The sequence below is a fragment of the Amycolatopsis ruanii genome (genome assembly GCF_003385175.1).
Classification (GTDB): Bacteria; Actinomycetota; Actinomycetes; order Mycobacteriales; family Pseudonocardiaceae; genus Amycolatopsis_E; species Amycolatopsis_E thermalba.
On record NZ_PQHY01000038.1, the window covers coordinates 1 to 17,347 of the forward strand.

General features: G+C 70.8%; 18 protein-coding genes and 1 tRNA gene. 7 read left to right on the forward strand and 12 right to left on the reverse strand.

From position 1 onward, the window contains the following. Together D0D28_RS20475 and D0D28_RS20480 are read right to left on the reverse strand one after the other, a co-directional pair. The coding region (locus tag D0D28_RS20475) for an MFS transporter (protein ID WP_162831131.1) at positions 1-903 on the reverse strand (903 nt) is incomplete at its 3' end. Positions 904-957: 54 nt separating this feature from the next. Further along, the gene (locus tag D0D28_RS20480; protein WP_162831132.1) at positions 958-1,521 is read right to left on the reverse strand and encodes a hypothetical protein; all 564 of its coding nucleotides are present in this window, start codon (positions 1,519-1,521) and stop codon (positions 958-960) included. 354 nt (positions 1,522-1,875) lie between these two features. Between D0D28_RS20480 and D0D28_RS20485 the strand changes: the two genes are divergently transcribed. From D0D28_RS20485 to D0D28_RS20495, 3 genes are read left to right on the forward strand one after another with little or no spacing between them, the layout of a single operon-like run. Continuing rightward, entirely contained in the window at positions 1,876-2,526 is a 651-nt protein-coding gene (locus D0D28_RS20485; protein ID WP_116111645.1) for a hypothetical protein, read from the forward strand. Continuing rightward, positions 2,523-2,936, forward strand: coding sequence for a phage holin family protein (locus tag D0D28_RS20490; protein WP_094003828.1), 414 nt, complete (start codon positions 2,523-2,525; stop codon positions 2,934-2,936). The genes D0D28_RS20485 and D0D28_RS20490 overlap by 4 nt, the downstream gene beginning before the upstream one ends. Further along, on the forward strand, positions 2,933-3,586 hold the full coding sequence (locus D0D28_RS20495) for a DUF3618 domain-containing protein (RefSeq protein ID WP_116111646.1): 654 nt from the start codon (positions 2,933-2,935) through the stop codon (positions 3,584-3,586). The genes D0D28_RS20490 and D0D28_RS20495 overlap by 4 nt, the downstream gene beginning before the upstream one ends. A gap of 354 nt (positions 3,587-3,940) precedes the next feature. Here the strand turns inward: D0D28_RS20495 and D0D28_RS20500 are convergent, their stop codons facing one another. The 3 genes from D0D28_RS20500 to D0D28_RS20510 form a co-directional block, all read right to left on the reverse strand. Continuing rightward, on the reverse strand, positions 3,941-4,453 hold the full coding sequence (locus D0D28_RS20500; RefSeq protein ID WP_116111647.1) for a F0F1 ATP synthase subunit B: 513 nt from the start codon (positions 4,451-4,453) through the stop codon (positions 3,941-3,943). 52 nt (positions 4,454-4,505) lie between these two features. After that, positions 4,506-5,021, reverse strand: a complete 516-nt coding sequence (locus tag D0D28_RS20505) for a hypothetical protein (RefSeq protein WP_116111648.1) — start codon at positions 5,019-5,021, stop codon at positions 4,506-4,508. A gap of 110 nt (positions 5,022-5,131) precedes the next feature. Beyond that, positions 5,132-5,213: transfer RNA gene (locus tag D0D28_RS20510), tRNA-Tyr, on the reverse strand. Between the two features lie 116 nt (positions 5,214-5,329). Between D0D28_RS20510 and D0D28_RS20515 the strand changes: the two genes are divergently transcribed. Next, complete coding sequence (locus D0D28_RS20515) at positions 5,330-5,821, forward strand: YajQ family cyclic di-GMP-binding protein (protein WP_094003825.1); 492 nt, start codon at positions 5,330-5,332, stop codon at positions 5,819-5,821. Between the two features lie 3 nt (positions 5,822-5,824). Here D0D28_RS20515 and D0D28_RS20520 read toward each other — a convergent pair whose 3' ends face one another. The 3 genes from D0D28_RS20520 to D0D28_RS37380 form a co-directional block, all read right to left on the reverse strand. Beyond that, positions 5,825-6,976, reverse strand: a complete 1,152-nt coding sequence (locus tag D0D28_RS20520; RefSeq protein ID WP_162831133.1) for a lanthionine synthetase C family protein — start codon at positions 6,974-6,976, stop codon at positions 5,825-5,827. A gap of 202 nt (positions 6,977-7,178) precedes the next feature. Continuing rightward, positions 7,179-10,028, reverse strand: coding sequence for a lantibiotic dehydratase (locus D0D28_RS20525; protein ID WP_116111650.1), 2,850 nt, complete (start codon positions 10,026-10,028; stop codon positions 7,179-7,181). A gap of 61 nt (positions 10,029-10,089) precedes the next feature. Then, positions 10,090-10,218 (reverse strand): hypothetical protein, encoded by a 129-nt coding sequence (locus D0D28_RS37380; protein WP_255407832.1) that lies wholly within the window; start codon positions 10,216-10,218, stop codon positions 10,090-10,092. A gap of 180 nt (positions 10,219-10,398) precedes the next feature. Between D0D28_RS37380 and D0D28_RS20530 the strand changes: the two genes are divergently transcribed. After that, positions 10,399-11,535, forward strand: coding sequence for a sialidase family protein (locus D0D28_RS20530; protein WP_116111651.1), 1,137 nt, complete (start codon positions 10,399-10,401; stop codon positions 11,533-11,535). Here the strand turns inward: D0D28_RS20530 and D0D28_RS20535 are convergent. From D0D28_RS20535 to D0D28_RS20545, 3 genes are all read right to left on the reverse strand, one after another. Next, entirely contained in the window at positions 11,508-12,149 is a 642-nt protein-coding gene (locus D0D28_RS20535; protein ID WP_346009492.1) for a DsbA family oxidoreductase, read from the reverse strand. The genes D0D28_RS20530 and D0D28_RS20535 overlap by 28 nt on opposite strands. A gap of 854 nt (positions 12,150-13,003) precedes the next feature. After that, on the reverse strand, positions 13,004-13,594 hold the full coding sequence (locus D0D28_RS20540; RefSeq protein WP_162831134.1) for a TetR/AcrR family transcriptional regulator: 591 nt from the start codon (positions 13,592-13,594) through the stop codon (positions 13,004-13,006). Positions 13,595-13,598: 4 nt separating this feature from the next. Next, positions 13,599-14,465: an alpha/beta fold hydrolase gene (locus D0D28_RS20545; RefSeq protein ID WP_116111654.1), complete on the reverse strand. Its 867-nt coding sequence runs from the start codon at positions 14,463-14,465 to the stop codon at positions 13,599-13,601. A gap of 87 nt (positions 14,466-14,552) precedes the next feature. Here D0D28_RS20545 and rfbA point away from each other — a divergent pair, with 87 nt between their 5' ends. Both rfbA and D0D28_RS20555 read left to right on the forward strand, forming a co-directional pair. Then, positions 14,553-15,434: a glucose-1-phosphate thymidylyltransferase RfbA gene (rfbA, locus tag D0D28_RS20550; RefSeq protein WP_116111655.1), complete on the forward strand. Its 882-nt coding sequence runs from the start codon at positions 14,553-14,555 to the stop codon at positions 15,432-15,434. Beyond that, positions 15,435-15,932: a hypothetical protein gene (locus tag D0D28_RS20555; RefSeq protein WP_116111656.1), complete on the forward strand. Its 498-nt coding sequence runs from the start codon at positions 15,435-15,437 to the stop codon at positions 15,930-15,932. A gap of 349 nt (positions 15,933-16,281) precedes the next feature. On the opposite strand, the gene htpX is transcribed toward D0D28_RS20555, so the two are convergent. Beyond that, complete coding sequence (gene htpX, locus D0D28_RS20560; RefSeq protein WP_116111657.1) at positions 16,282-17,148, reverse strand: zinc metalloprotease HtpX; 867 nt, start codon at positions 17,146-17,148, stop codon at positions 16,282-16,284. Positions 17,149-17,347 lie beyond the last annotated feature (199 nt).

Genomic DNA, 17,347 nt, shown 5'->3' on the forward strand with positions numbered 1-17,347 from the left:
CCCGACCAGCGCGAACCCGACCACCACCACCACCGGCACCGGCGCCGCGAGCACGACCGCGAACCCGCCCACCGCCACCACCGAAGCCAGCCGCAGGAACGAAACCGCCCCGGCCCGCGCCACGATCCGGTCCGCGCCCAGCCGCACGACGATCATCGTCACCGAGAACGCGAAATACCCCAGCGCGGCGACCGCCGGCCCGGCCGCCGTCACCTCGCTCAGGTACACCGCACCCCAGCTGTTGACCGCCCCCTCGGCGACGAACCCGCAGAACGCGATCGCCCCGAGCGGCACCAGCGCCCGCCCCGGCCACGCGAACGCCGGCCCGCCCTGGCCGCGGTCGGGCCCGCGCAGGAACCCGGTCCGGACCGCCCGCAACGCGACCGCCAGCAGGACCCCGCCCGCCACCGGGAAGTGCACCGTCACCGGCACGTGCCAGGTCTCCACCAGCGCGTCGGCGCCGGATCCGGCCAGCCCGCCGATGTTCCAGAACGCGTGGAAACCGGCGAAGATCGGCCGCCCGTAGCCGTGCTCGACGCGTGCCGCGTGGGCGTTCATCGCCACGTCGAGCGTGCTGTTGCCGACCCCCAGCACCACCAGCGCCGCGACGAACACCGGCACGCTCGGCGCGATCGCGACCAACGGCAACCCGCCGCACAGCACGACCGCCCCCACGATGGCCGCCACCCGGCTGCCGATCCGCGTGATCACCGCGCCGGCCAGCAGCAACGCGACCACCGACCCGGCCGCGAGCCCGAACAACCCGGCCGCGAGTTGTCCCGTCGTGAGCCCCAGCCGGTCCTGCACCGCAGGCACCCGCGCCAGCCACGTACCGAACGCCGCCCCGCACGCCGCGAACACCACGGACACCGCCCGGCGGGCGCGCACGAGTTCCGCATCCATGATCAGTACGCTCGTACTCCAACCGGACTTGTCGTGCGGGCAACCCGGGGAACTCTATGGTCCAGCTGGAGTTCTGGCCTCCAGGACTGAGGCACTCCGCTGCGCCAGCTCTCTGATGTCCCTGCTGGGATCCCGCTCGGCCATGGCCCTGAGCAGTTCGGCGAAGCGTGGCCAGCCCGCGTGCATGATCGCCTCGATCCCGGCAGCTCGTACCTCCTCCGAGGGATGCTCGGCGGCAGCGAAGAAGGCACGTGCCCACGGCTCGGCGATCTCCGCCGGGGCGCCGAGTCCGGCCCGGATCAGAGCGGTCGCGTGCTCGCCTGGGTCCGACGCGGCGGACACGGCGCCGATCAGCTCCTGATCAGTCCACACGTCAAGTCCAGCCAACTCCAGGCTCGCCTCTGGCAGATGCAAGAAGTGAGCTGCGGCTTCCCGGCCGAGCATGCTCAACACGGCCACGTATGCGAGCTGACGCTCGGGGGCTTGGAACAGGGTGACGAACACCCCGGTGGTGAGCTGCCACGACGACCGTCGCGGCGTGCCCGTCGAGGGCTCGGCGGGCAGTTCTCCAGCGGAGAGCCAACCGACCTCGGCGGCACTCGCGGCGAACCGCTCCACGCAGTCGTACTCCCTCAGGACCAGCCGACGAGACCGGTGCAACCTCATGCCTAGCTCCTCGCTCACCGCCCGGGCGCCGCAAAGCCGTCATGTTCGCAGATTCCCGGTGGTCCGCCGTCATCGCCTCTCCGTCAGCCTCCGGCCGGAGAATTCCTGTGCGGCTGCGGACCGCCCTGACCAGTCGCCGGCCGTGATGAGCAGGACCGGGGCGAGCCAGGAGCAGCTCCGCACGGCTCGATCAGGCACCCCGAACGGAGATCTATTTTTCCGATCCGCGCCGCGAAGCGGAATTGTTTTCGTCGTTTACCGGGAATTGGGCCGGGTAGTCGCGCGGAACCGAGCGGAGGAGGAGGAATGACCCAGCAGACCAGCAGTTCGCCGCCGCAGGCGGTGCGCGAACAGGCCGCGGAATCGGGCAGCCAGGTGACCGGGACCGCTGCCGAACAGGCACGGGAAGTGGCATCCGAGGCGCAGCGGCAGGTGCGGAACCTGAAGGACCAGGGCGTCGATCAATTGCGTGCACAGGCACGCACCAGCCAGCAGAAAGCGGCCGGAAATCTGAATTCGATCGCGGATCAGCTGGACCGGATGTCGGAGCAGTCGGAATCCGGAATCGCGCAGGACATCGTCCGCGAGGTGTCGCAGCGGGCGAAGAAGGTGGCGTCCTGGCTCGATTCCCGCGAGCCCGGGGAACTGGCCGACGAGCTGCGCGGCTTCGCGCGGCGCAAGCCCGGCCTGTTCCTCGCCGGCGCGGCCGCCGCGGGGCTCCTCGCGGGCCGGCTGACCAGGGGCGTCGCCGCGGCGGTGAGCGAGCAGAGCAGCGGCGGCGCGCCGCAACCGCGCACTCCCACAGAGACGACGTATCCCACGGGCACACCGGCGGAGATGACGTACCCCACCGGGACACCGACCGAGACGGCCGTCCACCCGCCGACGACGGCCATGCCGCCGGAAGGCGCGTACCCCGGCGACTACCGCGGGCAGCACCGGGTGGAGCCGTCATGACGTATTCGCAACCGCCGGGACAGCGGCCGGATGTCGGCGACGTGTCGGTGGGACAGCTGATGAGCAACATCTCCCAGGATCTGTCCACGCTGATGCGGCAGGAACTGGAGCTGGCGAAGACGGAGATGAAGGCCGAGGCCAAGCAGGCGGGCAAGGGCGCCGGCATGCTCGGCGGCGCCGGTTTCGGCGGCTACATGGTGATGCTGTTCCTGTCGATCGCGTTGTGGTGGGCGCTGTCCAACGTGATGGACCAGGGCTGGGCGGCGCTGATCGTCGCCGGGGTGTGGGCCGTGATCGCGGCCGTGCTGTTCGCCCTGGGGCGCAACCGGATGCGCCGCGTCGAGCCGGTGCCCGAGCGGACCGTGGACAGCCTCAAGCAGATGCCCGACCAGTTGAGGAGGACGACGTGAGCACGGACCCGGACCGCCTTCGCCGGGAGATCGAAGGCACGCAACGGAATCTGGGCAGCGATGTGGACGCGCTCGCCGAGAAGGTCACGCCCAGCCGCGTCGTCCACCGGCGGGTGCACCGCGCGCGGGGCCTGGCGCGGAACATGAAGGAGCGGGTCATGGGAAGCGCTTCCGGCGGCGTGCGGACCGCGACCGACCGCATGCACCAGGCGACGGACAGCGCGTCGTCGACGGCTTCGTCGATGGCTTCGACGGCGTCCGACGCGGCGTCGTCGGTGGCTTCGACGGCGTCCGACGCGGCGTCGTCGGTGGCCGAACAGGTCCAGGACGCGCCGCGGATGGTGCGCCGGCAGACGGAGGGCAACCCGCTGGCGGCGGGCCTGATCGCGTTCGGCGCCGGATGGCTGGTGTCGTCGCTGATCCCGGCGAGCCGTCAGGAGCGGGAGCTGGCGGGGCAGGTCAAGGAGTCGGCGCAGGACATGGCGGGCCAGATGGGCTCGGTGGCGCAGGAAATGACGGAGAACCTGCGCGAACCAGCACAGGAAGCGGTCCAGTCAGTCAAATCCACCGCGAGCGAGGCCGCATCAACGGTCGCGGACGAAACGAAGTCCGCGGCGCAGGAGGTCAAGGACTCGGCGCAGAGCCGGTGATTCCGGAAGCGGTGCCTGGTGGCTCTCCGGCCACCAGGCACCGCCAGCCTCTACCGCCACCCAAGCAACCACGCCCCCCACACCACACGCCGCGCCAAGCGGCAGCCACCACCGCCGAGCCCGTCAATCCCCTCCTGCCGCCAGCCGGCGCCTACCCCGCTCCATCTTCGGTCGGGAACCACGCCCCCACACCACATGCCGGCCACGGCAGTACCACCCAAGCCGCAGCCAACCCTAGCCGCCAGCCGGCCCCTACCGCCGCCCCAACTCGGTCAGGAACCACACCCCCACACCACATGCCGGCCACGGCAGCGCCACCCAAGCCGCAGCCAGCCCCTCCGAGCTCGCCAACCCCTACCGCCGCTCCAGCTCGGTCAGGAACCGGTCCACCGTGCCGCGCCGCCGCGCCCCGTCGGTCAGTGGTTCGCCCACGATCCGCTCCGCCAGCTCCACCGCAAGCCGCCGCAGTTCGGGGCGCATTTCGGCGATGATGCGGCCCCGCTGCTCGGTCAGGTCGGCTTCGCCCTGCGCGATCAGGCGCCGGGCCTCCTCCTGCGCCTCCGCCCGCAGTTCGGCGCGCACCCGCTCGCCCTCCGCGCGGGCCTCCTCCCGGATCCGTGCCGCCTCGGCACGCGCGTCCGCGAGCTGGGCCCGGTAGCGGGTCAGCGCCTCCGCGGCCGCCGCCTGCGCCTGCTCCGCCTTCTCGATCCCGCCCTCGATCTTCTCCGCCCGCTTCTCGAACAAGGCCTCGAAGCGCGGCACGGCGAACTTCGTGATCAGGAACAGCAGCGCGAGAAACGCGACAAGCCCGAGCGCGAGCTCACGAATATCAGGCTGAACCGGATTCTCCACAGCGAGGACGATCATCGCCCGAACCTACCGAAAAGCCGGCCGCGGCGATATTTCGCCCAGTGGCCATTCACGACCGCCCCTCTGGCGAGAGCGCGTGCCGTCTCCAGTGCGGGCCCGGGGCTCCGAAGTCCAACTCGTTCTCGTCCAAGGCGTTCGCAACGGTCACGGAACCACCTGACGTGAAGGCGAGGTGCACGGCAACCGCACCTGTACCCAGGTCGCGCTGCTCGCCCTGCCATTCCAGCAGTGCCACCGACGAGAGGACCTGCCCATGCAACGCCGTCAACCGGTGGCACATGTCATCCCGCCAGGCGATCTGAAACATCGGGTCGGCCGGCGGGCGCGTGACCTGGATCGAGTTCCACGTGATCGACAGCTCATCGAACTTCCGATGGCTGATCTCGAGCTGCTCCCCGCCGAAGTCGAACACGACCGGGGCGTCGTTCCACCAGCAGTCACCATCGAGCTCCCAAGCGAGCCACGCCGCCGTCAACCGTCGCCCGACCAAAGCAGCGAGCCGGCGGCCGTGTTCCCAGCGAACGGCGGCCAAGCCGGACAACCACCGCGGCTCGAAGCCTTCCATACCCGGATTGTGACGACCCGCCGAATCGGTGTCGTCACCGGCCGGGCCGGAGACAAAAGAACGCCCCGCGGACCTATTTTCTCCAGGTCAGCGGGGCGTTTTCGCTGGTGTGGCGGGTGCAGGATTCGAACCTGCGAAGGCAGTGCCGTCTGATTTACAGTCAGATCCCTTTGGCCGCTCGGGCAACCCGCCATGGCCGGGCGTCCCGGCCGGGGACTAGCTTACCAACCCTCCGGCGGGCCTCCGACGGGGGTGGGGGCGGCGCTATGGTGTGGTCAGCCGACAAGCGAAACGACGAGGTAGGACACGTGGCGGATCCGTCATTCGACGTGGTGAGCAAGGTCGACCGGCAGGAGGTCGACAACGCCCTCAACCAGGCGGCCAAGGAGCTTTCCACCCGCTTCGACTTCCGCGGCGTCAACGCCAAGGTCTCCTGGGCCGGCGAAGAGGCCGTGACGATCGAGGCCGACACCGAGGAGCGCGCCAAGGCCGCGGTCGAGGTGTTCAAGGAGAAGCTGATCAAGCGGGGCATCTCGCTGAAGGCGTTCGAGGCCGACGAGCCCGCCGTGTCCGGCAAGATCTACAAGGTCAACGGCAAGATCCTCCAGGGCATCGCCGCCGACAAGGCCAAGCAGATCGCCAAGGTGATCCGCGACGAGGGCCCCAAGGGCGTCCAGGCCCAGATCCAGGGCGACCAGCTCCGCGTCTCCGGCAAGAAGAAGGACCACCTGCAGGACGTCATCGCCCTGCTCAAGGACAAGGACTTCGGCATCGCGCTGCAGTTCACCAACTACCGCTGACCGTCAGCTCAGCAGCAACGCGGCGTCCCAGGGGGCGGAGTTGCCGGCGTAGGTCGCCAGCGCCAGCGCGACTCCGGCGGCGCCCTGCAACAGGCCGGGGTCGTCCATCCACTCGCCGGTGTGCAGGCGGTGCCGGAAGCCGAACGGGGACGACGGGTCGAACGCGGCCAGGACCCGGTCGGCGATCCGGTCGGCAGGCACACCCATCCGCACGCTGATCTGCAGCAACCCGGCATCGCCGTGACACACGGTCGGGCCCTCCGCCGGGCCCGGCCTGCTCATGGCGGCGGCCGCCAGACCGGCGAGCCCCGCGTCACCCAGCTCCGCCGCGGCCAGGTGCAGCGCGTACGCCACCCCGGCCGTCCCGTAGCACCACGCCGTCCGCGAAGCCGGCACCGCCGAGCCCCGCACCTGCGCATCGAACCCGACGCGCGACGGCCAGCTCACCCCGGACTCGTCCGTCCACGACCACCGCAACAACCAGTCGGCGATCACGCGCATCGCGTCGGTCATGCCGTCGACCCGGTGGCCGTGCCGGTGGGCCAGTGACAACAGCGCGAGTGGACCACTGATGCCGTGTGCCAGGCCGGCGTTGAAATCGCCCCGGGGGTAGCGCTCGCGGTCCGCCTCGACCACGTACCGCTCCGGCGCGCACCACCACCCGGGCACCTCGTGCCCCTCCACCAGGACCGGCCGGGTCAACGCCACCAGACGCTCCAGCACGACCTCCAGCGCGGACAGGCACCGGTCGCCGCCCAGGGCGAGCAGCAGCCGGCCCTTGCCGGCGAGCCCGCTGATCACGTCGTAGTCCGACGCGGCGAGCCGATCGGCCCGGGGCCACGCCTCGCACACCTCGGCCAACGCCGCGCCGGCCTTGCGCAGCAGCCCGTCGTAACCGCCGCCGTGCGCGGCCCGGTGCACCAGGGCCGCGGGCACCACCGCCTCCGGCGCGACCTCGCCCGCGGCGGCCAGATGGGCACGGCTCACCGCGGCCCACGCGGGATCCCAAACGGACAGTGCCGTGTGCAGGAGGGCGATGCCCGGATGACCGTCCAGCAGACCCGGCCCGCGACCCCGCACCGAGCGGAGGCGATCCCCCACCTCGAGCGCGACCTCCCGGGCCCTCGCGCGACGAGCGACGTGCGTGGCCCTCATCGGCCGCGCCTCCTCCGGTCCGCGGACCGCTCCAGCTGTACTCACCGCCGCGCCTCGACTGGCCATACTCACCGCCGCACCTCCTCCAGTCCGCGGATCGATCCGGCAGCACTCACCGGCCGCACCCCCACCAGGCCACACACCGCCCCAGCAGCACTCACCGACCGCACCTCCACCAGGCCACCCACCGCCCCAGCAGCACTCACCGGCCGTGCCTCCTCCGGTCCATGCGCAGCGCCAATCCGCCGTGCACCAGCGCGTACACCTCCTGCTCCCGCGCCCGGTCGATCCCGAACAGGCGGTTGCAGTGCATGTGCGCCAGGCTCAGCGCGACCCGGCCGTGCTGCTCCGGCGCCAGCTTCGTCAGGTACTCCAGGACCGCCTGGCTCCGCTGCCTCCACGGTTGGTCCAGCGACGGACGACCAGTGGCGTCGACAGCGGCCGCGAAGGACTCCCGGCGGTCACGGGGCACGCCCCGCCGCAGGTCGAGGGGCACTGCCGCCGCGAGCCAGTCCAGGATCTCCGGAGGCTGTCCGAAATGCCGGACGAGGTCCAGCACGCTCAACGCCGCGAGCTCATCCGAATCCCGGTCGAGCATCGCGAGCGCGACCAGCGAATCCGCGTGGAACACCCGCTCGGCCCCGCCGATCGCGTCCGGGCCGCCGTACCGCTCGACCTCCGCGTCGTAGCTGTCCAGCACCAGCCGGGACAGCAGCCCCTCCGCCCGGAGCGCCGCCGCCCACGCGTGCAGGCGTGGCAACAACGTCGTCCACAACGTGTCCGGTTTCCCGGCGAACCGGATCCGGAGGTGCGGATCGGGATCGGCATATCGGACGAAGTGCCAGTCCTCCACGCCGGCGACCAGCTCGCCGAGCCGCGACTGGAGGATCTGGCGCTGCGCGGCGTCCCGGGCGTAGAGCTTGGCGTACAGCCAGTCGCCGCCGGGGAGCTGCAGCCGGTCGGACCGGGTCCGGGTGGCCGGAACGGGACGCGCGGCCGGCCGCTCCCCCAGCAGCTGGAACACCACCTCGCACGCGCGCCCGCCAAGCCAGCCGTCGTCCCGCGACAGGACCTCCTGGACCACCAGCCGCGGCGTCTTCCGCAGCTCCGCGCGGAACACCGCCAGGTGCCCGGGGTCGTCGAGGTCGATCGCGATCCGGTTGTCCGAGCTGGTCAGCTGCACCCACCTGGGCACGGCCCAACGCTGTCGCCAGTTTCGGACGGCGTCCGACCAGTCGGACGACGGGTCCAGCATCTCGCGGCTGGGCAGCCATCGCGCGGGCGCGAGCACGGTCCGGCCGTACCGGACCCGGGGCAGCACCGGAGCGGTCGACAAATCGCCCCACCGCCACGGCAGGCACGACGGGTTCTCCTGCTCCCCCAGCTCGAGCAGGAACCGCGCGACCGGCGGGACGTGCCCGCTGCGCGGGTTGAGCATCGAGCCGGAAACCGGCACAACGCGCCGCCCGGACGTCAGGTCGACGAGGTACAGCTCGTCCTGCGTCGCGCCGACGGCGAGATCGTCCAGCCGCAGGTCGCTCACCTCTGCGGTCGCCGGGCCACAGCTCACCGGGATGCGCATCGGGAGCCGCTGCGGCACTGCCGCGACGTTCGCCGAGCGCAACGTCCGCGGCCGGCACGCGACCTGTGCCGCTCCCGCCGGGGCACCGTCGCGGACCAGCGCCGTCAGTTCGGCGTCGAATTCGGGCATGAGGTGCGCGAACCGCGCGACCGTCGACCCCGCCTGCGGCGACCCGAAGTTCTCGCCGATGACCAGCCGGAACTCGCCCGCGCGCAACGCTTCCCAGCCGGGCGCGAGAACCTCCGCGCACAACTCCATCGACACCGGGCGGCGCGACGGCGGCTCCTCGGCGAGCAGGCCGACCAGCGACTCGTCGAGTTCGATCTCGTCCCGGCCCGCGCGCACGGCGGCCAGCAGGAGCTCTATCAACGCCCGATGCCCGGGACGATCCGGCCGCCGCGAGAAATCGGGCGCCCCCAGGCCGCGGGTATCGTCGAGCAGTTCCAGCACCGGCACCAGCCGGTCGCTGCCGTACCGCTCCAGAAAGCGCTTCCGGTACTCGTCCAACCAGGACGGTCCGGTCGTGCTCCCCAGGCGCCACAACACCTCCGCCGCGCGGGCGGCTTCCGTCCCGAGGGCGGCCGGCAGCGTGGCCGCGACATCCAGCCGCAGATCGGTCTGGATCACGTCATCCACGTCGTGCAGTGCACGCATCCGGGCCACCACTGCCCGCCGGCGGGACCGCCGGTCCTCGGCAGCCGTGTCGGCGTCCTGCAACTCGCTCAGAATCGCGCTCAACTCCGCGTGCATCGGATGTTCCGCCGGCACTCGGCCGAGCACATGGGCGAGCGGGTCGACGCAGTCCGGCGGCGGGTCCAGGTCGGTGAGCAGGACCCCCACCTCGACGAGCTGCCGCAGCACCCCGTCGAAACCGGTGCGCCGGAACCGCCGGCACAGCTGCTCGACCAGGTCCGGCCAGGCCACCGGCGCGGCCGCCATCTCCCGGACGGCACGCACGAGCGGCGTGAACCGGATCGAGGCTTCGCGACGACTTGCCCCCTCGTACCGCTCAGGCAGCACGAGCCGGTCCCCGCGGACGAAGCTGACGTTGTTGGCGACCAGGACTGTCCTGGTCAGGATCACTGGATCGGTTCGCAACCGTCGCAGGACGCCGTCCAGCCATTCGGCGTCTGTTCGACTGGTCGGACGGTGCTGGTCACCGGCCCGCAACTCGGGCTCGGCGTCCAATCGCACCGGCGCGACCCCGGCGAAGAGCCCGAACGGCGTCGGGCGGCTGGTCATGCGCAGGTGGTACTTCGCGAGGGCGAGCGCGGCGCGGCGGCGAACCTTGTCCCTGACCGGCTCGCCCCGGACCAGGCGGAGGACGTCGCGGGCCAGGCTCGGACTGGCCGTTTCGACCGCTTCCATCAGCGTTTCGTCCGCCGCGAGGACCTCCAGCGGCGGGATCGGCCCCCAGGTGCGGGGTCGCACCGCGGCCCGCAGCAGGGCCGGTCCGGCACACGTGAACATCGGTTCGCCTCCCGGCTGGACGGGTGGCGGGCCCCCGCGGACCCGCCACCCGGAACTCACGTCAGCAGGACGGCCACAGGGTGGCGCAGATGTCGCTGAAGCCGGACTTGTTCGTCAGCAGGTCCCCGTCCTGGGTCGGAGTCGCGATGCGGAGGTCCAGGTCGAAGTCCTCGGGAGCCAGGTTTTCCACGGAAGTTACCTCTCCTTCGTCGTGAACTGTGGCTTGTGCCACTGGTTTCTGAACGTAGGGGATCGTTCAACGATCCATCAAGAGGTTGATTCTCACGGGGTATTGCGCTACAAAGTGGGCTTTTGTCCGCTCGACCGTCACCCTGTGGTCTAATTCCGCTCCTGAGAGTGAGGGGGACGGATGCGCCGGATAGCCGCGCTGATGCTGACGTTGCTGGTCACGACGGCCGCGATGACGGTTCCGGCGCAGGCGGCGCAACGCACCGAGCTGGGCGTGGGCGCGTACCCGCGGGTCATCCGCCTGGAACACGCGCCGTTCCGGCGCGGGCGGATCGTCGCGTCCGTGAACAGCTGGGACGGCAGCGGCGCGTTCGCGCGGATCTACGAGAGCACCGACGAAGGCGCGTCGTTCCGCCAGATCGGCGAGGTCCGCGACCCGGAGGGAGTGCGGGGCGAGTGCTGCGGCAGCATCTACGAGCTGCCGCGACGCGTCGGCAGGCTGCGCGCCGGAACCCTGCTGTGGGCCGCGTCCTACGGGCAGAACGGCGGCGCCGACCGCCGCATGTCCATCCGGGTCTGGTCCAGTTCGGACGGTGGCCGGAGCTGGAGTTTCCTGTCCGAGGCCGTCCGTTCGCACAACCACGGCGGCGTGTTCGAGCCGGAGTTCACAGTGGACTCCGGCGGGACACTGTGGATGCACTACGCCGACGAAACCGAGGCACCGCGCCACAGTCAGGTGCTCAACCGGATCGCGTCGACCGACGGCGTCACCTGGAGCGACAAGCAGAGCACGGTCGCGATCTCACCCGATCGCGTTCGGCCCGGGATGCCGATCGTGCGTCAGCTGCCCGATGGTCGCTACTACTTCGGCTACGAGATCTGCAACTACGGCACGCGCTACTGCGATCCGTACTTCAAGATCTCCTCGGACGGCGCGGACTACGGCGACCCCGCCGATCCCGGCACGCGGGTGGTGACGGCGAGCGGCAACTACTTCCAGCACGCCCAGACCGTCACGGTGTTTCCCGGCGGACCGAATGGCGTTCGGTTGTTGATGGTCGGTCAGATCTACACCGACAGCGTCGGCCGCTCGCTACCGTCGAACGGCCAGGTGCTGCTCGCCAACGACAACTTCGGGGAGGGCAACTGGTACGAGCTGCCCGCTCCGGTGCACGTTCCGGGCGCCTACAACAACTTCTGCCCGAACTACAGCTCGTCACTGTTGCCTGTGGACAGCGGGCGAAACGTCCTCGAACTGGCGGCCGACTACGACGGCGGGGTGTGCAAGATCTACTTCGGCAAGGGACCGGCGTCCTGATACGCCTTGTCCAGCGCGGCGGCGAAGGTTTCGGCGGGCTGCGCGCCGGAGACCGCGTAACGGCGGTCGAAGACGAAGAACGGGACGCCGTTGGCGCCGAGCGCTCGGGCCTGGTCGATGTCGGCGCGGACCTCGTCGGCGTAGGCGCCTTCCTTCAGCACCCGGCGGACCTCGTCACCGTCCAGTCCGGACTCGGTCGCCAGTTCGACGAGCGAATCCTCGTCGAACACCGAACGCCGCTCGGTGAAGTAGGCGCGGAACAGCCGCTCCGCGACGACGTCCTGCCGGCCTCGCTCGCGGGCGAACTGCAGCACGCGGTGGGCGTCGAAGGTGTTGCCGATGACTCCGCCGTCGAGGTGGTACTCCAGGCCCTCGGCCGCGGCGAGGCGGGTCAGGCGCTGCTCGCTAGCGGCGAACTCCGCCTCGCTGATCCCGTACTTCGCGGCGAGGAGCGGCGCCTTCGGCTGCGGCTCGCGCGGGGCGGCCGGGTCCAGCTCGAAGGAGCGGAAGGTCACCACGACCTGGTCACGGTGCTCGAAGCCGGCCAGCGCGCGCTCGAAGCGCCGCTTGCCGAGGTAGCACCACGGGCACACCACATCGGACCAGATCTCCACCTGCACGCCCCGGGCGAACGCCGCCGGACGCGGAGTTATTCCCCGAACCGGCCGATCGGCCGCTTGGTGAGGACCTGCGCAGCGACCAAGCTGGCGGGCCGAGTGCTCGGCGTAAGCGATCATCAGCCACGCCGCCGGGCCCGCGTAACTCCGGTGAAGTAGCCGATCAGCCACGTGGCGAGCACCTGCGCGGCCCGCGCGGGGTTCTTCCTGTGGGTGATCACCAGACAGGGAGCGAACACCCGGCATCGGACCGGCCCTCTGCCCGGTTCTCGGCGTGGCGAGCGCCAGCCACTCCGACCGGGGGCTCTTCCACGAACAAGCCGATCAGCCACGCGGTGAGCACCTGCGCGGCGACCGAGCTGGCGTGGGCCGAGTGCTCGACGTGGTAGATCACCGGCCCCGCGGTTACTCCGCGAGGAAGCTGAACAGCCAGGTGGTGACCACCTGCTCGCATTCGAGTGGGCCTGCGCCGGCTGCTCGGCGTAGGCGATCCAGCCGCGCCACCGGACCCCGCGGCTACTCCACGAACAAGCCGAACAGCCACGTGATGACCACCTGCTCGCATTCGAACGGGCCCGCGCCGACTGCTCGGCGTAGGCGATCCAACCGCGCCACCGGACCCCGCGGCTACTCCACGAACAAGCCGAACAGCCACGTGATGACCACCTGCTCGCATTCGAACGGGCCCGCGCCGACTGCTCGGCGTAGGCGATCCAACCGCGCCACCGGACCCCGCGGCTACTCCACGAACAAGCCGAACAGCCACGTGATGACCACCTGCTCGCATTCGAGCGAGCCTGCACCGGCTGCTCGGCGCCGCAGATCACCAGCCGCGCCGCCGGTCCGCGCGGTTACTCCGCGAGCAGGCCGATCAGCCAGGTGGCCAGCACCTGCTCCGCGTCCGAGCGGGCCTGCGCCGGGTTTTCGGCGTGGGTGATCATCAGCGCCGCCTCGTTCACGGCGCTCAGTACGAGCTGGGCCAGCACCTCAACCGGCAGCGGCTTGATCAGCCCCTCCTCGACCGCCTGCCGCAGCACGGTGATGACCAGGCCGAGCCCGTGTTCGGCCTCGATTTCGCGCCACGTGGTCCATCCCAGCACGGCCGGGGCGTCGACCAGCGAGATCTGCCGGATCTCCGCGCGCTCGCACGCGTCGAGGAAGGCCTTGAGCGCGAAGAGCAGTCCCGTGGTGAGGTCCGGCGCGTCCTTGGTGGCCGCCTCGACCTCGGCGGTGACCTCGAGCTCGACCTGCTCGAACACGGCGCGGAACAGGCCCTGCTTGTCGCCGTAGTGGTGGTAGAGCGCGCCCCGCGTCACCCCGGCGGCCCGCACGATCTCGTCCGCCGGCACGGCCTGGTAACCGCGCTCGGCGAACAGCTCGCGGGCGGCCGCCATCAACGCGGCCCGGGTGCTCTGCGATCGCTCTTCCTGGGTACGGCGCACGCCCCTAAACTGCCATGACGCCCGCGAACGCCAGGATGTGCCGCACCAGCGCGGCCGGCTGGTCCTCCGGGACGAAGGCGTAGGAATCGGCGACCACTTCCAGACGGGCGTCGGGCAGCATGGCGGCGAGGCGCTTGGCCAGGCGCAGCGGGAACGTCCGGTCCTCGTCGGCCCACACGAGCAGGACCGGCTTGTCGAACGCACGCAGCTTCTCCGCGGCCTCCAGCGTGTACCGGGAGCGGACGGCGCGGAGGAACTTGCGCAGGTCACGGCGGATGGCCGCGTGGCGGTGGGCGGGCGCGAGGTAGGACTCGACGACGGCGTCGGGGATGGCGTACTTGGCGACCCGCCCGAAGACGAACGGGGTCCGGTGCAGCGCCTTGACCTGCAGCAGCGCGGCGAGCGGGCGCATCGAGCCGGGGATGCGGGCGTACGGGACGAGCGGTTTGAACAGCGGCGGGAAGAAGTAGTCGAAGCTGTCCGACGGGGTCAGGACGACGCGCTCGACCCGGTCCGGGCGGTGGGACAACATGATCTGGGTGAGGGCGCCGCCGGTGTCGTTCGCGACGAGGACGACGTCGCGCAGGTCGAGGGCGTCGAGGAAGTCCGCGATCAGGTCGGCGACGCCGGACGGGGTCAGGTCGGCGTCCGGGCGCAGCGGGACCTCGTGCGCGCCGAGCGGCATGTCGATGGTGAGGCAGCGGAAGCCGGCGTCGGCGACGTCCGGGACGACGTGCCGCCACAGGTTCGCATTGACGAAGACGCCGTGGACGAACACCACGGGACGCCCCTCCCCGCGTTCGAAGTAGCGAACGTCACCCTGCGGGAGGGTCACGCGCTTTTCCTGGCCGAGTGCTGGTGAGCGAGTCATGCCATGCAACATACATACAGACTGTATGTATGTAAATGCCGGAACACGCTAGGGTGGTTCCGGATCGATCCGGAGGGAGCTGGGGACATGAAGGGCATCGTGCTGGCGGGCGGCAGCGGGACGCGTCTGCACCCGATCACCCAGGCGGTGTCGAAGCAGCTGTTGCCGGTCTACGACAAGCCGATGATCTACTACCCGATCTCCGTGCTGATGCTGGCCGGGATCCGGGAGATCCTGATCATCTCGACGCCGGCCGACCTGCCGAACTTCCAGCGTCTGCTCGGCTCCGGCGACCAGTTCGGGCTGCGCCTGAGCTACGCCGAGCAGCCGAGCCCGAACGGCCTGGCCGAGGCTTTCGTGATCGGCGCGGACTTCATCGGCGATGACGACGTGGCGTTGATCCTGGGGGACAACATCTTCTACGGGCAGGGCTTCTCCAGGCGGATGCAGCAGGAGGTCGCCGCGCTCGACGGTTGCGTGCTGTTCGGGTACCCGGTGAAGGACCCGCAGCGGTACGGCGTCGGCGAACTCGACGCCGACGGCCGGCTCGTGTCCATCGAGGAGAAGCCCGAGCGGCCGAAGTCCAACCAGGCGATCACCGGGCTGTACTTCTACGACAACCAGGTGGTGGAGATCGCGCGCGGGCTCACCCCGTCCAAGCGCGGCGAGCTGGAGATCACCGACGTGAACCTGACGTACCTGCGGCAGGGGCGCGCGAAGCTGGTCGAGCTGGGGCGCGGGTTCGCGTGGCTGGACACCGGGACGCACGACTCGCTGCTGGAGGCCGGGCAGTTCGTCCAGGTGCTCGAACACCGGACGGGGGTGCGGATCGCGTGCCTGGAGGAGGTCGCGCTCCGCATGGGGTACATCGATCCGGAGGAGTGCCTGGCGCTCGGGCTGAAGCTGTCGAAGTCCGGGTACGGGGACTACGTGGTCGCGTGCGCCCGCGCCGCGGGGGCCGTCGGTTAGATGACTGTCAGCAGGCTCGTGCGCGCGGAGCTGGCGCGACACGACTGGGGCCGGCTGCGGTGCGGCTGCGGGGAGAGCGGCGCGCACCTGCCCGGGACGTTCGAGACGATCCTGGAGGCGGCGGAACCGCGCGAAGCCCTCGGCGCCCGGCTCGACAACCACCTGGAGATCAGCGGAAACCTGTTCGAGGTGGCGGTTCCGGCGGTGGAGGTGATCCTCGCCGCGCTGGCCGGGCCGCTGTCGGACTTCGCGCGGGTGGAGCTGCTGGACATGCTGGCGGTGCTCGTGTCCGGCGACTCGTACGCCGGCCAGCCGGCCGATCTCGGTGCGCAGTGCCGGCTCAAGGCGCGCAACGGGTTGTGGACCGTCCTGCAGGTGGGGTACGAGCACGAGGCGGAGACGGTCGCGGACATCCTGTGGGCGGTTGATCCGGACCAGCCGCGGAGCAGTCACCACACGATGGCGCTGGGGAAGCGGATCAAGCGGAAGCGCCGGTAGAACGGGCCGCGGGCTGTCGAGGCAGGCTGGTGCCGGGGGCCGGGCGGCTGGTGCAGTGGGCTTCGGGGTGCGGCGGGGCTGGGCAGAACAGGGCCGCGGCGGGCCGTCGAGGCAGGCCTGTGCCGGGGACCGGGCGGCTGGCGCGGCGGGCTTCGCGATGCGGCAGGGCTGGGCTGACTGAGCCGCGGCGCGCCGTCGAGACGGACCGGTGCCCGGAGCCGACCCGCTGACGCGGTGGGCTTCGACGTGCCGCGAGGTCTAGGCAGAACGGGGGCGCAGCGGGCCGCCGGAACACGGCGGCGCCTGGAGCCGAGTCGCTGGTGCGGTGGGCTTCGGGGGGCGGCTGCGCTCAGAACGGGCCCCGGCGGGCCATCTCCTCCAGGCGGCGGATGCGGTCCGCGATCGGGGGGTGGGTGGAGAACATGCGGGAGAACGTCTCGCCGGGGCGGAACGGGTTCGCGATCATCAGGTGCGACTGCGAGACCAGCTGCGGCTCCGCCACGAGCGGGGCTCGGCGCGTGCCGTAGTCCAGCTTTCGCAGCGCCGAGGCCAGGCCGAGCGGGTCCCCGGTCAGCGCGGCGCCCGACGCGTCCGCCTGGTACTCACGCGAACGGCTGACACCCAACCGGATGATGGCCGCCGCGATGGGACCGATCAGGATGATCAGCAGCGAGACCAGCGGGTTGTTGCCCTCGCGGTCGTTGCCGCCGAACACGCCGGCGAACATCGCGAGGTTCGCCAGCACGCTGACCATGCTCGCGAGCGCACCGGCGACGCACGAGATCAGGATGTCCCGGTTGTAGACGTGCGACAGCTCGTGGCCGAGCACCGCCCGCAGCTCGCGCTCGTCCAGCAGCTCCAGGATGCCGGTGGTGCAGCAGACGGCGGCGTGGCGCGGGTTCCGGCCGGTGGCGAAGGCGTTCGGCGCGGGGGTCGGACTCACGTAGAGACGCGGCATCGGCTGACGGGCCGAGGTCGCCAGCTCCCGGACGATGCGGTACATCACCGGCTGCTCAGGCTCCGACACCGGGCGTGCCCGCATCGCCCGGAGCGCCAGCGTGTCCGACTTGAAGTAGGCGTAGGCGTTCATCCCGAGCGCGAGCGCCAGCCCGATGAACAACGCGCCACGCCCGAACAGTGAACTGATCGCGATGATGATGGCACTCAGCAATCCGAGCAACAGCGCGGTCTTCAGCCCGTTCTGGTGCTTGTGCACGTGCCCTGCGCCTCCTTACCAACACTCGCTTTCCCAACGCACGAAAAGGAAGTGAAGTTCCGTCACGATCTCCGCACGGCCGAGCACGGTGGGTTACCGTGCGACCGGGTACCCGCGGACGCGGTGGGAAACCGGCGGGGATGGGTGGGTGGACAGGCGGCGGGTGGTGTTCGGGCTGGCGAGGGGACCCGGGCACGGC